Below are 14,226 nucleotides of genomic sequence, written 5' to 3'. Positions count from 1 at the left end.
TTTACTCCTCTATATATACTCTTTTTACTCTAGGGTTAATACCTGTTATTATTTCATAAGTTGATGTTCCTATCTCTTTTGCTTTTTCTACTAAATCATCTCCATATAAAATAACCTCTTCCCCTATTTTTATTTTTTCAACCATATCTTCTGGTATTTTTACCATCAACATATCCATACACACTTTTCCAACCACTGTACAATCTCTTCCTTGGATTTTTACAGTCATCTTATTTAAAGCTCCTCTTTTAAATCCGTCGGCATATCCAGCTGCAATAGTTCCTATAACTTCACCTTTTTTTAAATGACAAGCTCTTCCGTAAGATATATCCATATCCTCTATCAAAGTTTTAATAAATAGAATTTTACTTTTAAATGATATTACTGGCTTAAAATCATCTATCCATCTCTCACCACAAATACCATACATAACTATTCCCACTCTAACGTAATTCCCATTATCTTTATCAGAGTAACTTAAAATTCCTCCACTATTTAATATGTGTCTATACTCAATAGTATCAATTCCATTAAAATTATTAAATTTTTCGATTTGTTTTTCTGTGTATATTCTATTTTCTTCACTCTCTTCATCTGCTACTGATAAGTGAGTATACACACCTATTATATTGGTTAAATTATTTTCTTTTACATATTTCTTTACTTTTTCTACATCTTCAAAATTAAATCCAATTCTTCCCATTCCTGTTTCAAGAGCTAAGTGACATTTTACTTGAAGTTTATTTTTATGAATATAAACCAATTGATCAAAACGTGATAAAGCTATATGAAGATCATATTGAGCAACCTCTTTTAACTCATCATCAAAAACTCCACCCAATATCAATATTTTTTCTTTTATCCCAGCTTTTCTCAACTCTATCCCTTCAGATAAGGTAGCCACTGCAAAAAAATCTATTCCACATTTTATAAGTTCTTTTGTTATTTCAATTGAACCCAGTCCATAAGAATTAGCCTTCACTATACCAATTATCTTTCTATCCCCTATCTTTTCATATATCTTCCCTATGTTATATCTAAGATTTTTAGTATTTACTTCCAACCAAGTTCTCATTTTTATCTCCTAATTATTAAGGGATTGCCTATAAAAATAGGCAATCCTAATTGTTAAATATTATACTAATATTTTTTCATGATGCTCATCGTCATCATTTTTATCTAAATATTTTGAGTTTTCTACTTTTTTATCTCTATCTTTTTCTAATAGATAAATTAAAGGTGTTGCTATAAATATTGAAGAATATGTACCTGCAACCATTCCTATTAAAAGAGTAGTTATAAAAGTTCTTAAAGATTCTCCACCAAAAACTAAAATAGCCATTACTGCTAATAGTGTTGTTATTGATGTATTCAAAGATCTAACCATTACTTGATTTATACTTTTGTTTAAAACCTCTCCAAAAGTTAAATCTGTCTTTTTCTTTAAAGTTTCTCTTATTCTATCAAAAACTACTATTGTGTCGTTGATTGAATATCCTAGAATTGTTAGAACTGCTGCTATAAATGGAGTATCTATTTCATAACCTAATAAAGAAATTCCTCCAACAGCTATTATAATATCATGTACTAAAGCTAAGATAGCAGCTATTGCAAACATAAATTCAAATCTCATTGTAATATATGCAACAATTAAAACTCCACCTATTACTAAAGAGTATACAGCAGACATTTTTAATTCTTTTCCTACACTAGCTCCAACCTTATCCTCTTTTATGATTTCATATTTTCCAACTTGTTTTATCTCTTCATAAAACTCATTTTTTTCTTTCTCTGTTATCTCTTGGATTCTTATTAATACCTCATTTCCTTCAGAAATTTGTACTTTTCTACCATTTCCTTTAAACTGATGTATATTTTTACCTATTTTATCTAAAGCTCCATTAATTTCTTTTAAACTAACTGGCTTTTCAAATCTAAGTTGAAATAAGTTTCCTCCAGAAAAATCTATTCCATAATTTAAACCTTTTGTTAAAAGAGCACCTAAAGAAATAAATATAAATACAAGGGATAAAGCTACCCATTTTTTACTGTTTTTTACTATTTCTATTTGCATATCTATTTCCCCCTTACTCCAAATAACTTAGGATTTTTTACATTAAATACCTCAACAAAAATATCTAATAATACTCTTGTAATTGTTATTGCTGTAAACATTGATGCAAGAGTACCAACTGTAAGAGTTACTGCAAATCCTTTTACTGGTCCAGTTCCAAATACAAATAAAATTGTTGTGATTATTAATGTTGTTAAGTTTGAGTCAAATATTGCTATAAACCCTTTACTAAATCCAGATTTTACTGCTCCTCTTATTGTGTTTCCAAACTTTAACTCCTCTTTTATTCTCTCAAAAATAATTACATTGGCATCTACTGCCATTCCTGTTGAAAGGATAAATCCAGCAATACCCGGTAATGTAAGAGTTGCCCCTATAAAGTTAATAACTCCAAAGTTTACAATTCCAAAACATATAAGAGCGATATCAGCTATTAAACCAGGAACTCTATAAAATAGTAACATAAATACCATTACTAAAGTTATACCAACTTTTCCTGCCACTAAACTTGCTGCTATTGATTCATCTCCTAAAGATGCCCCTACTGTTCTTGTTTCTATTATTTCAGCTTTTATTGGAAGAGCTCCAGAATTTAAAAGCATCGCTGTTTTTTGTGCCTCTTCAACTGTGTAATTTCCACTTATACTTCCACTTCCACCTGAAATCTCTGTTTTTATAACGGGAGCTGTTTGAACTTTTCCATCAAGAACTATTGCTAATTGTTTTCCTACATTTTCTCTTGTAATTTTAGCAAACTTTACTGCTCCTTCTGGTTTCAATTCAAAGTTTATTTGAGGATCTCCAAATTGTCCCTGTCCAACTTGAGCTTTTTTCAAAGCTCCTCCTGTCAATAATGTCTCTCCTAAATTTCCATTTTCATCCATTATTTTAAATTCCAAAAGAGCTGTCTTTCCTATCATATTTATAGCTTCTTTTGTATCTTTTACTCCCGGAAGTTCGATTATTACTCTGTTACTTCCAGCCTTTTGAACAACAGATTCTGCTACTCCAATTCCATTTATTCTTCTGTCTAAAACTTCTATTAAACTGTCCATTGTTTCTGAATCTATTTCTTCATTTGGATTTTCAGCAGTAGCTTCTAGTACTGCATAAACTCCTCCTTTTAAATCCAGTCCTAACTTCATTGGTTCTTTTTTTATAGACCATAATGACCCTACAAGAACAACCATTACTAATAAAAATCTTAGTAATATCTTTCCTCTCATAAAATTCCTCCAAGTTATTTTCTTCTAGAATCCAAAAATGTTTGAAGAATTATAGCCGCTGCTATTTTATCAACAACTTTTCTTTTTTCTAGAGCTCCTTTTTTTCCACCATCTGTAAGCATTCTATCTGCTGAGACAGTTGTCATTCTTTCATCAACCTCGTAAATTTCTAGTCCTTCAATATTATTTTTTAATTTTTCTATATACTCTCTCACTTTTTCAGCCTGTCTTTTTTCTGTCCCATCAAGACTTTTAGGTATCCCTACAACAAGTGATTTAGTATTATTTTCTTCTAATATTTCAGCTATTCTCTTTACTGATTTTACTTTTTTTCTATTTATAACTTCATATGGGGTAGCTAGCATCCCCATTAAATCAGATCTAGCTACTCCTATTCTTACATCTCCTATATCCAGAGAAATATATTTTTTATACATAATCTTCCTCTTTATATTATAACTTTTCTGTTAAAATATTTTTAGCTGTTTCTAAAGCTTCTTTAACTTTTAATCCATCTTTTCCACCAGCTTGAGCAAAATCAGGTCTTCCTCCACCATTTCCTCCAGCTATGATAGCAAGTTGTTTTACTAAATCTCCAGCTTTTACTTTAGAAGTTAAATCTTTTGTTACTCCAACAGCAAATATTGCTTTTCCATTATTTGCTCCAAGTACAACTATACAACTTCCTAGTTTATCTTTAGCTTTATCAACTATCTCTCTTAAAGAATCGCTTTCTTTATTTTCAAACTCTTTTACTAAAACTTTTACTCCATTGATTTCAGTTACTTGTTCAAATAGAGAGCTTACTTCATAAGTAGCTATTTTAGATTTTAATTCTTCAATCTCTTTTAAAGAGTTTCTTAATTCTTCAGAAACTTTTTCTACTTTTTCTTCTAATTTTGAAGCATCTGTTTTTAATACTTTTGAAACTTTATCTATTAATTTTTCCATAGTTTTTACAGTTTCATATGCATGGTATCCAGTTTGAGCTTCAATTCTTCTTACACCAGCAGCTATTCCTGTCTCAGATACTATTTTAAATAATCCTATTTCAGATGTATTTTGTACGTGAATTCCTCCACATAGTTCTGTTGAAAACTCTCCAAAAGAAACTACTCTAACTACATCTTGATATTTATCTCCGAACAAAGCCATAGCTCCTATTTTTTTAGCTTCATCCATTGACATCTCTCTTATATTAGAGCTTACTGCTTCAGCTATCTTAGCATTAACTAATCTTTCTACCTTTTCTAGTTCTTCATCTGTTACTGCTTCATAGTGATTGAAGTCAAATCTTAATCTATCTGCTGATACCAATGATCCAGCTTGTTGAACGTGAGTTCCTAATACTTCTCTTAATGCTTTTTGTAATAAGTGAGTTGCACTATGGTTTTTAGATATTGCAGCTCTTCTATTAGCATCTACTGATAATTTAACCTCTGTTCCTTCTATTAAGTTATAAATTCCATTTACTATTTTTACAGTATGCATAAAGATATCTTTTTGTTTTTTAACATCTATAACTACACCACTACTTCCTGTACCAGAAATCATAGTACCAAAGTCAGCTTCTTGACCTCCTGACTCTGCATAGAAAGGTGTTCTGTCTGTTATAACCATAAATTTATCTTCATCTAATTTTTTAACAAAAAGAATTTTTGCAGTTTCTTTTAAACTTTCATATCCTGTGAATATTGTTTTTCCATGTTCATCGAAGAAAGTTTCAATAAAAGCATCTTGTCCTTTTTCCATTACAACTTCTCTTGAACTTCTAGCAAGTTCTCTTTGCTCTTCCATCTTTTGATCAAATTCATTTTTATATACTTTTATTTCATTCTCTTCACATATCTCTTCAGTTAATTCATAAGGAAATCCATAAGTGTCATATAATTTAAATGTTACATCTCCAGATAAGAAATTTTCTCCTTTATTTTTAGCTTCTTCAATGGCATTCATAACGTGTTGAATTCCTAAATCAAGAGTGTTAGAGAATTTTTCCTCTTCTATTTTAACAACTTTTTTAATATGTTTTAAGTTAGTTTCTAATTCTGGATAAGAACCTTTCATTAAGTTAACTATAACATCTAATAAGTCTGATAGGAATAACTCTTTTACTCCTAATAATCTTCCATGTCTTACTGCTCTTCTTAATATTCTTCTAAGAACATATCCTCTTCCTTCATTTGATGGAATTACTCCATCATTTATTAAAAATGTAACAGCTCTTCCGTGGTCAGCTATAACTTTTAATGAGAAATCTACTTTTGGATCTACTCCGTATTTAACCCCTGCAACTTTTCCCATTTCTTCTACGATTGGAAATAATAAATCTGTTTCAAAGTTATTTGCCTTTCCTTGAACTACTGCAGCTATTCTTTCAAGTCCAGCTCCAGTATCTATATTTTTCTTAGGTAATGGCTCTAAATGTCCATCTTCCATTCTATTCCATTCTGTGAAAACTAGGTTCCAAATCTCTATAAAACGATTATCAGTATCTGGATCTCCTAATTTTGAATTTTCATTTCCACCAAATTCAATTCCTAAATCTACATAGATTTCTGAACAAGGTCCACAAGATCCAGTTGGACCAGCTGCCCACCAGTTATCGTCCTCTCCTAATCTCACTATTCTTTCTCTAGGGAAATTACATTCTGATACCCATAACTCTTCAGCCTCATCATCTGTATCATACACTGATACCCAAAGTTTATTTTTATCTAATTTTAAAACTTCTGTAATAAACTCATAAGACCATGTTATAGCCTCTTTCTTAAAATAATCTCCAAAAGAGAAGTTTCCTAACATTTCAAAGAATGTATGGTGTCTTGCTGTTCTTCCAACATTTTCTAAGTCATTTGTTCTTATACATTTTTGGAAAGTTGTTACTCTTGGAGTAGGTGCTGGTTTTTGTCCTAAAAAGTAAGGTTTAAATGGAACCATTCCTGCTACTGTCAAAAGTAAAGTTGGGTCATCTGGTATTAATGATGAACTTTCAAAGTGTCTGTGATTTTTACTTTCGAAAAACTCTATAAATTTTTCTCTGATTTCGTTACCTGTTAACATTTTTCCTCCATATTTTTAATTATAATCTTCAATTTAATTTTTTTAATCTAGTTTAAAGTTTTCTCCTAAATAAACTCTTCTCGCTGTTTCATTTTCTGCTATCTCTTCAGGAGTTCCACTTATTAAAACTTCTCCCTCTGCCATTATATAGGCTCTGTCTGTAATTCTTAAAGTTTCTCTTACACTGTGGTCTGTTATTAAAATTCCAAGTCCTCTTTCTTTTAAGTATCTTATTATCTCTTGAATATCCTCAACAGCTATTGGGTCTACTCCAGCAAAAGGTTCATCTAGTAAAATAAAATCTGGGTTGTTTGCTATTGTTCTTGCTATCTCTACCCTTCTTCTTTCTCCACCAGATAAAGAGTATCCATAAGATTTAGCAATATGTGATAATTTAAATTCTTTTAAAAGCTCTTCAACTTTTTTTGTTTGCTCCTCTTTTGGTAGATTTTTCATCTCAAGAACAGCATAGATATTATCCTCAACAGTTAAATTTCTAAAAACAGAAGCTTCTTGAGCTAGATATCCAATCCCTAGATTAGCTCTTTTATACATTGGGAAAGTTGAAATATCATCATCATTACAATATACTTTTCCACTATCTGGTTTTATTATTCCAGTAATCATATAAAAGGTAGTTGTTTTTCCAGCACCGTTTGGTCCTAAAAGTCCAACAATCTCACCTTTTTTAACTTTAAGACTTACATCTTTTACAACTTGCCTTTTTTTATAAGTTTTACATAGATGTTGTCCCTCGATACTCTTCATAGGCTTCTCCTTCTTATTTTATTTTATAATCTATTTTTGTATTACCATAAGCTTTCACTTTTTGAGTATTTTTATTATAAATCATTCTATCAGCATTAAATATAAATTGCTCATTCTCCATTTTTACATTTCCTGTCAACTGAACTGTCTGAGCATTATTATCTAATACCCCTTTATCTCCTACTAAAGTTGTCTTCTCATTTTTATTGTTAATATTTTCCATAGTTACTTTTGAGTTAAAATATAGTTTCTCTTCATTTAGATTTCCTTCTATTTTATTTCCTAAAATAGTGACTTTATTTTCCTCATCTTCACTATAAATTTTATTATTTCTATTTGCTACCACTGTTCCTTTTAAGAAATTATATATAATATCATCTGATTTTATACTTTGAGTTCCTCTTGTAATTACTGTTCCTTTTTTTCCAATAACTCTATGAACCTTATTAGAATTTTTGTCTTTTATCATTGTGATAGTTATATCATTTCCTGTTAAATTAGTTGGCAAACTAGAATCCTCTGTTTTAGTAATAAAACTTCCTTTAACATTTCTTAAAAAATTAAATGTCATCTTATCTAAGTTTCCTTTGAATTTGTCAGAAGATATATTTTCATTTTTATCTGTTTTCATAAATACTTTTTCTCCTGAAATATCTTTTGTCAAAGTATTTAAAAGAATATTTTCTCCTGTCATATTCATATTTGCCTGATAATTTATCTTAACATTTCCAACAGCAAATATAGTATTCTTTTTATTATCATAAAGAACTTCATTAGCTTTTATTTTAGAATCTTCATTGGTAATATTTATATTATTTCTTAATTTTACCAATTTAGTATCCAATCCATATTCAAATACATCTGAAATTATATTCTCTTTTTTACTGCTTACTCCGCTAAATTTTTGTCCTACAAATAATTTCTTAGAATTTAAAATTTTTCCTTTTTCAAGTTTTCCTACAAAACTATTATCTAGATTTCTAAAATCTATTTGATTTGGTAAATTTACTACATCAGTTTTAAAGTCATAATTTGCCTCTGTTGTTAAAAGTTCTTCAGATTTTGTTACAAGTTTTACATTATCTTTTAGCTTTAAGTAAGTATCCTTTTTAAACTCTCCCTTATCTCCTGTAACAACACTATTATTTTTTCTGTCCTCATATTTTACTTCACTTAAAAGATTTCCTATTTCAGTACCTAAATCATAAACCATTCCTTTTCCTGAAACATATGAGTTTTTATTTTCATAAGTAAATATCTCTTCAGTTGTAATTTGATTTTTAGAAATTGTATATACTAAATTTCTACCCTTTGTCAAACTTCCATCTAATTTATTTTTTATAACAAATTCATTTGGAATATTTCCCTTATCCATAGAAGTTAGGTATTCTATCTGATCTGTCGTTAAAATGTCATTTGCTCTTTCAATATTTACATTTCCAAAAGCTTTATAATCTTTTTTTATTGTATCAAAGTTTATATCATCAGCTTTTATTAGTTCTTTTGTTGCTTTCACTAAAATTTGTCCATTTTTTATATTTCCTGTTTTTGAAGTATTATCATATTCCATATTTTTTCCAACACTTCTATATTTAGAATCTTCAAAAGTATATCCATCATTTAATACTAGATTTTCTTTATTAAAATCATAAACAAGTTTTTTAGAATAAGCCTTTCTATCTTGGAAACTATACTCTACATTTTTATTTTTATTTGAAAAATCAGCAACCTTTGTTTCAAAATTGTATCTAGCTAATTCTCCTTTTAATTTTTCACCCTTAGAGTTAGTTATCTCAACATCTCCATCTAAATAAAGGATTTTTTCATCTATTTTATAAACTCCATAGTCACCTTTAAAACTTATATCTCCATTTGTTCCTATAACCTGTCCAACTATATCAACCTCATTTTCTGGTCTAGTTTTCTTTATCTCCTGTGAATTAATTGTATAACCATCCACATAGATAACTGGATTGTTTCTTGTTATAAAAGTCTGTTTTTTATTATTATAATCTAAATTTTTTCCTTTTATCACTGCATCTTGGAAATATCCTGTATAACCATTTCTAAACTCAACTGTATCTTTATTCAAAAAATATTTTCCTTGATTAAATTCACCTTTGAATCCATTTTCTTCTAAACTTTCAAACTTTCCATTTCCATTGACTGTAAATAAATTTTTATTTTTTTGATACTTTCCTGTATCCCCTTGGATCTTTACTTTTTCGTTTGACATTGTAACATTTTTTGAAATATCTACATTATCAAAGTTTTTATTTGTTACAACCTCTTTTCCTTCTAAAGTGATCCCCTCTTCTTTATTAACAGCCTTCATTCCCTTATCAGAAGTCAATAAATCTTTATATTGATTATAACTTAGGGCATCTGAAAATATCTCCCAGCCCTCTCCATTATTACCAACTATATTTTCCTCTAAAAATATATTTTTACCAGCATCTAAGAAAACTTTGTCCCCTGACAAAGTCATATTTTCATATTTAGCTGTTGCTTTTTTAAATTTTGTTGTGTCTAAATCCATATCATCAATTTGTTTTTCTGCTTCAATATGATAACCTGATGTATCATATACAACATTTGTTGTTTCTATCACATTATCTATGATTCCAAAGCCGTCTTCTTCTTTATAATAATTAAGATAACCCAATAAAATTATTCCAACAAATAGTATAGAATTTTTTATTTTCTTATTCATCCTTCCTCCTATCCTCTATGTTTATAACATCAACAAAATTAATTTAAGATTTTCTTTAATTCATTAATTTTTAATAGAGCTTCCATTGGAGTGAAATTATTAATATCTATCTCCCTTAAAATACTTAAAGCCCTCTTTTCCTCTTCTGAAATTGTTTCTACTTTTTCCTTCTTCTCCTCTTTTTTTATTTCTAAAGTTGGAGTATTTCCAAAAAGCATCATCTGTTCTACACCAAAATTTTGTTCAATTATATCTTTTCTCTCTTCTAAGATATTCAATATTTTTTTCGAGTTTACAAGTATCTCTTTTGGAAGTCCAGCAAGTCTTGCTACCTCTATTCCATAAGATTTATCTGCTCCCCCTTGAACAATCTCTCTTAAAAATTTTATCTTATTATCTTTTTCTTGAACCTCTATTCTAAAATTAGCAGCTCTTTTTAATCTTTCCCCTAACTCTGTAAGCTCGTGATAATGAGTTGCAAAAATTGTCTTTGCTTTTATATTATCGTGAATATATTCAGTAATAGCTGAGGCTATGGAAATTCCATCAAAAGTTGAAGTTCCTCTTCCAATCTCATCTAAAATTATAAAAGATCGATTAGTGGCACTGTTTAAAATATTTGCTACCTCACTCATCTCTAACATAAATGTTGACTGTCCTGTGATTAAGTCATCACTAGCACCTATTCTTGTAAAAATTTTATCAACTAAAGAGATCTTTGCATAATCAGCTGGAACATAAGAACCAATGTGAGCCATTATTATTATAAGGGCTATCTGTTTCATATAAGTTGATTTTCCAGACATATTTGGTCCTGTTAAGATTATAAAATCTTTATTCTCATTTAATAAAACCTTATTTTTCACAAACTCCCCAGCTGGTATAAGTTTCTCTACTATTGGATGTCTTCCTCCTAAAATCTCTATCTCTCCTTCTTGGACGATTTCAGGTTTAACATAGTTATTCTTTATAGCTATATAAGCAAAGTTTGAAATAACATCTAAATAAGCTATTTTATTACTTAGCTCTTGTAACATTTCAATATAATTTTTTATCTCTCCAACTATCTCTTTAAAAAGATAATATTCTAAAGTTGAGATTCTATTTTTTGCATTAAGTATCTTGTCCTCATACTCTTTTAATTCTGGAACAATATATCTCTCTGCATTTACTAAAGTTTGCTTTCTTATATAATAATCTGGAACTAAGTCTATATTTGCCTTTGTTATCTCTATGAAATACCCAAAAACTTTATTGTATTTTATTTTAAGTCCTTTTATTCCAGTTTTTTCTCTCTCTTCTGTTTCTATTTTTAATAGATAATCTTGTCCATGTTCTGCTATATTTCTTAATTCATCTAGCTCTTCATTATAACCAGGTTTTATTATTCCACCCTCTCTTATTGAAAATGGTGGCTCATCAATTATAACTTTATCTATAAGATTGTAAACATCTATTAATTTTTCAACATCTAAATCTAAAATATTAGAATTATTTTTTATTAAAACTTTATAAATTTCAAGAATATTTTTTATTGACTCTTTTAATGCAACTAAGTCTCTTCCATTTACAGTTTCTAAAGTAAGTTTTCCTATGATTCTTTCTATATCATATATATCTTTTAATTTCTCTCTTACTTCTTCTCTAACTAAAACTTCATTTATAAAATATTCAATATCATTTTGTCTTCTATGTATCTCATCAATATCCAAAGTTGGATTTTTTAAAATTCTCTTTAAATATCTACTTCCCATAGAGTTTTTACAAAAATCTAAAACTCCCAATAATGTTCCACTATCATTTCTATTATAATTTTCTACTATATCTAAATTTCTTTGAGTGGTTAAATTTAATTCCATTATTTTTTCTGTGCTCACATAAGAGATTTTTCTAATAGGAAGTTCATTTCCTTTTTGAAGATCCACCACATATTTTAATACCATAGCACATACAGAAATTATATCATCATTATTTTTTATTCCAAAACTATCTAGAGATTGAATTTCAAAGTATTCAAGAAGATATTTTTCAGGATTTCTCATAGTCTGAACTTTTGTTATATTAATTTTCTCTAGTATTCTATTTGATTGTAGTTCCCCTTGTAAAAAGTTTAAACTTTTCTCATCTATCAATATCTCTTTTGGATATACCTTATTTATTTCACCTAAAAGTTTATATAAAAGATTTTTTCCCTCTAATTTTGAAGTTTTAAATTCTCCAGTGGTAATATCCACATATGAAATTCCTATACTTTTATCTTTTATTAAAATTCCCATTAGATAATTATTATTTTTTTCATCTAAATAATCTGTATCTATTATCGTCCCTGGAGTGATAACTCTTATTACCTCTCTTTTTACTATTCCTTTTACTTCTTTAGGATCTTCAACTTGCTCACATATTGCAACTTTATAACCTTTGTTCACCAGCTTAGCTATATAAGATGATGCTGAATGGTATGGTATCCCTGCTAAAGGAACATCCATTTTCTTATTTCTTTTTGTTAAAGTCAATCCTAATTCTTTAGAAGCTATCTTGGCATCTTCATAAAACATCTCATAAAAATCCCCAAGTCTAAAAAATAGTATACTATCTTGATAATCTTTTTTTATTTCTGTATATTGCCTCATCAAAGGTGTCTCATCAACCATCATTTCTATCCCTTCATCTGTTCTTTTAATTCTTCTAATATTTTTATAACTTCTAAATAGTCTTCTTGTTTATTTATTCTATTCTTTGCCTCTGCTGAACCTCTAATTCCTTTTAGATACCAACAGATATGTTTTCTCATTTCAAAAATAAATTTATCACTTTCGTTGTCTTCTCTTGCCATATAGATATGTTTTATTGCCATATCTATTTTTTCCTCTTCGGTTACCTTTGTTCTTACTTCTCCATATTCAAATATCTCTCTTATATCTCTAATAAGCCAAGGATTTCCACACATTCCACGAGCCAACATAATTCCATCAACTCCAGAAAATTTTACCCTCTCTAAAGCATCTTCAGCTGTAAAAATATCTCCATTCCCAATAACAGGGATAGAAACAGCATCCTTTACTTCTTTTATTTTATTCCAATCAGCTTTTCCTGTGTACATCTGTTCTCTTGTTCTTCCGTGAACTGTTATGTGAGTACATCCAACCTCTTCTGCTATCTTAGCAATTTTAATATACTCTTTCACACCTTTAAAACCAACTCTTATTTTTATAGAGATATTTGTTTCAGGTTTTAAAGCCTCTCTCATTTTTATCAGTATCTCTCTTATTTTTTCGGGATTTTCCAAAAGTCCAGATCCAGATCCATTTTTAGTAACCTTAGGCATAGGACATCCAGCATTTAAATCTATCTGTTTAACTCCTTTTTTTTCTAAATAAAGAGCACTATTTACTATCTTATCTATATCGGAACCAAAAACTTGAACAGCCTCTCCAGCATTAAGTCTTAATATTTTATTTATTGTTTTATCATTTAAAACTTCCAAAGCGTTGACACTGACCATCTCAGTAAATATCATATCAGGTTCAAACTCTTTAAGAATTCTTCTAAATGTAAAATCTGTAACTCCAGCCATAGGAGCTGTATATATTTTCATTAATCCTCCAATTTCTTTTCAATAAATTTTATTGCTTTTTATTTCAAACTTGACAATTATCCACAATACTAAATTTTATCATATTTTTTTATTTTTTTCAATTAATCTCCAAAATTTATAAAATTAAATTTTTTCTTCGTTTTGACAAAATATTTTTAATGTTTTTTATTTTTTCTATGTTATAATTATTTAAAATAAAATTTTAAAGGAGAAATTATGTTTGAATATTTAAAAGGAATTGTAACTTATAAAAAATTAGATTATTTTGCTTTAGAAGTTGGAGGAATTGGTTATAAAATATTTATTTCACTTAGAACTTATGAAAAATTAAATGTCAATCAAGAGATTAAAATATTTATTTTTAATTTCATTAAAGAGGAAGAGTATAAACTTATCGGATTTTTAGAAGAGAGAGAGAGAAATCTTTTCGAAATGTTACTTTCTGTAAAAGGTATTGGTGTTTCTTTGGCTCTTTCCATTATGTCATCTTTTGATATTGAAACTATTAAAGGATTGATTTTAAAAGAGGATTATATAACTTTAAAAGCTGTTCCAAAGCTTGGAGAAAAAAAAGCTCAACAGATTATCCTAGATTTAAAATCTAAAATTAAAAAACTTGATATTACTTCTTCTGAAACTGTTTTAAATATCGGAGTGGACTATGGAATAGAAGAGGAACTTGTTATGGCTCTTGAGGGATTAGGTTATACTAAAAAAGATATTGATAGAGTTATTGATAAGGAAAAAATCAAAACTTATAAAAATATTCAAGAGGCTATTAAAGATA

10 protein-coding genes are annotated in these 14,226 nt (G+C 28.5%); 1 reads left to right on the top strand and 9 read right to left on the bottom strand.

Annotated elements, in window-relative coordinates:
• Window position 1: 1 nt before the first annotated feature.
• The 9 genes from alr to dusB are packed head-to-tail and all read right to left on the bottom strand — an operon-like array spanning window position 2 to window position 13,439.
• On the bottom strand, window positions 2–1,075 hold the full coding sequence (gene alr / locus Q1J48_RS07510; protein ID WP_300328082.1) for an alanine racemase: 1,074 nt from the start codon (window positions 1,073–1,075) through the stop codon (window positions 2–4).
• 60 nt (window positions 1,076–1,135) lie between these two features.
• A complete protein-coding gene (gene secF / locus Q1J48_RS07505; RefSeq protein WP_300328080.1) occupies window positions 1,136–2,074 on the bottom strand; it encodes a protein translocase subunit SecF in 939 nt (312 codons plus the stop codon).
• Window positions 2,075–2,076: 2 nt separating this feature from the next.
• Window positions 2,077–3,300 (bottom strand): protein translocase subunit SecD, encoded by a 1,224-nt coding sequence (gene secD / locus Q1J48_RS07500; RefSeq protein WP_300328077.1) that lies wholly within the window; start codon window positions 3,298–3,300, stop codon window positions 2,077–2,079.
• A gap of 14 nt (window positions 3,301–3,314) precedes the next feature.
• Complete coding sequence (gene ruvX / locus Q1J48_RS07495; protein ID WP_300328074.1) at window positions 3,315–3,737, bottom strand: Holliday junction resolvase RuvX; 423 nt, start codon at window positions 3,735–3,737, stop codon at window positions 3,315–3,317.
• A 16-nt stretch (window positions 3,738–3,753) separates the two neighbouring features.
• Entirely contained in the window at window positions 3,754–6,363 is a 2,610-nt protein-coding gene (alaS, locus tag Q1J48_RS07490; protein ID WP_300362369.1) for an alanine--tRNA ligase, read from the bottom strand.
• Window positions 6,364–6,405: 42 nt separating this feature from the next.
• A complete protein-coding gene (gene lptB / locus Q1J48_RS07485; RefSeq protein ID WP_300328069.1) occupies window positions 6,406–7,131 on the bottom strand; it encodes an LPS export ABC transporter ATP-binding protein in 726 nt (241 codons plus the stop codon).
• A gap of 13 nt (window positions 7,132–7,144) precedes the next feature.
• Window positions 7,145–9,844: an LPS export ABC transporter periplasmic protein LptC gene (lptC, locus tag Q1J48_RS07480; protein WP_300362366.1), complete on the bottom strand. Its 2,700-nt coding sequence runs from the start codon at window positions 9,842–9,844 to the stop codon at window positions 7,145–7,147.
• 38 nt (window positions 9,845–9,882) lie between these two features.
• Window positions 9,883–12,495 (bottom strand): DNA mismatch repair protein MutS, encoded by a 2,613-nt coding sequence (mutS, locus tag Q1J48_RS07475; protein WP_300362397.1) that lies wholly within the window; start codon window positions 12,493–12,495, stop codon window positions 9,883–9,885.
• Window positions 12,496–12,500: 5 nt separating this feature from the next.
• Window positions 12,501–13,439: a tRNA dihydrouridine synthase DusB gene (dusB, locus tag Q1J48_RS07470; RefSeq protein ID WP_300362362.1), complete on the bottom strand. Its 939-nt coding sequence runs from the start codon at window positions 13,437–13,439 to the stop codon at window positions 12,501–12,503.
• 216 nt (window positions 13,440–13,655) lie between these two features.
• On the opposite strand from dusB, the gene ruvA reads away from it, so the two are divergent.
• A partial coding sequence (gene ruvA, locus Q1J48_RS07465) for a Holliday junction branch migration protein RuvA (protein WP_300362360.1) occupies window positions 13,656–14,226 on the top strand: 571 nt, incomplete at its 3' end.

Origin of the sequence: Fusobacterium sp. (genome assembly GCF_029258315.1) — a bacterium.
Classification (GTDB): Bacteria; Fusobacteriota; Fusobacteriia; order Fusobacteriales; family Fusobacteriaceae; genus Fusobacterium_B.
This window is presented reverse-complemented; position numbering and strand designations above follow the sequence as displayed.

Excerpts from the sequence above, each read along its gene's own strand:
- secF (WP_300328080.1), bottom strand. The coding sequence starts at position 2,074 with ATGCAAATAGAAATAGTAAAAAACAGTAAAAAATGGGTAGCTTTATCC.
- lptC (WP_300362366.1), bottom strand. The coding sequence starts at position 9,844 with ATGAATAAGAAAATAAAAAATTCTATACTATTTGTTGGAATAATTTTA.
- secD (WP_300328077.1), bottom strand. The coding sequence starts at position 3,300 with ATGAGAGGAAAGATATTACTAAGATTTTTATTAGTAATGGTTGTTCTT.
- mutS (WP_300362397.1), bottom strand. The coding sequence starts at position 12,495 with ATGGTTGATGAGACACCTTTGATGAGGCAATATACAGAAATAAAAAAA.
- alaS (WP_300362369.1), bottom strand. The coding sequence starts at position 6,363 with ATGTTAACAGGTAACGAAATCAGAGAAAAATTTATAGAGTTTTTCGAA.
- alr (WP_300328082.1), bottom strand. The coding sequence starts at position 1,075 with ATGAGAACTTGGTTGGAAGTAAATACTAAAAATCTTAGATATAACATA.
- lptB (WP_300328069.1), bottom strand. The coding sequence starts at position 7,131 with ATGAAGAGTATCGAGGGACAACATCTATGTAAAACTTATAAAAAAAGG.
- dusB (WP_300362362.1), bottom strand. The coding sequence starts at position 13,439 with ATGAAAATATATACAGCTCCTATGGCTGGAGTTACAGATTTTACATTT.
- ruvX (WP_300328074.1), bottom strand. The coding sequence starts at position 3,737 with ATGTATAAAAAATATATTTCTCTGGATATAGGAGATGTAAGAATAGGA.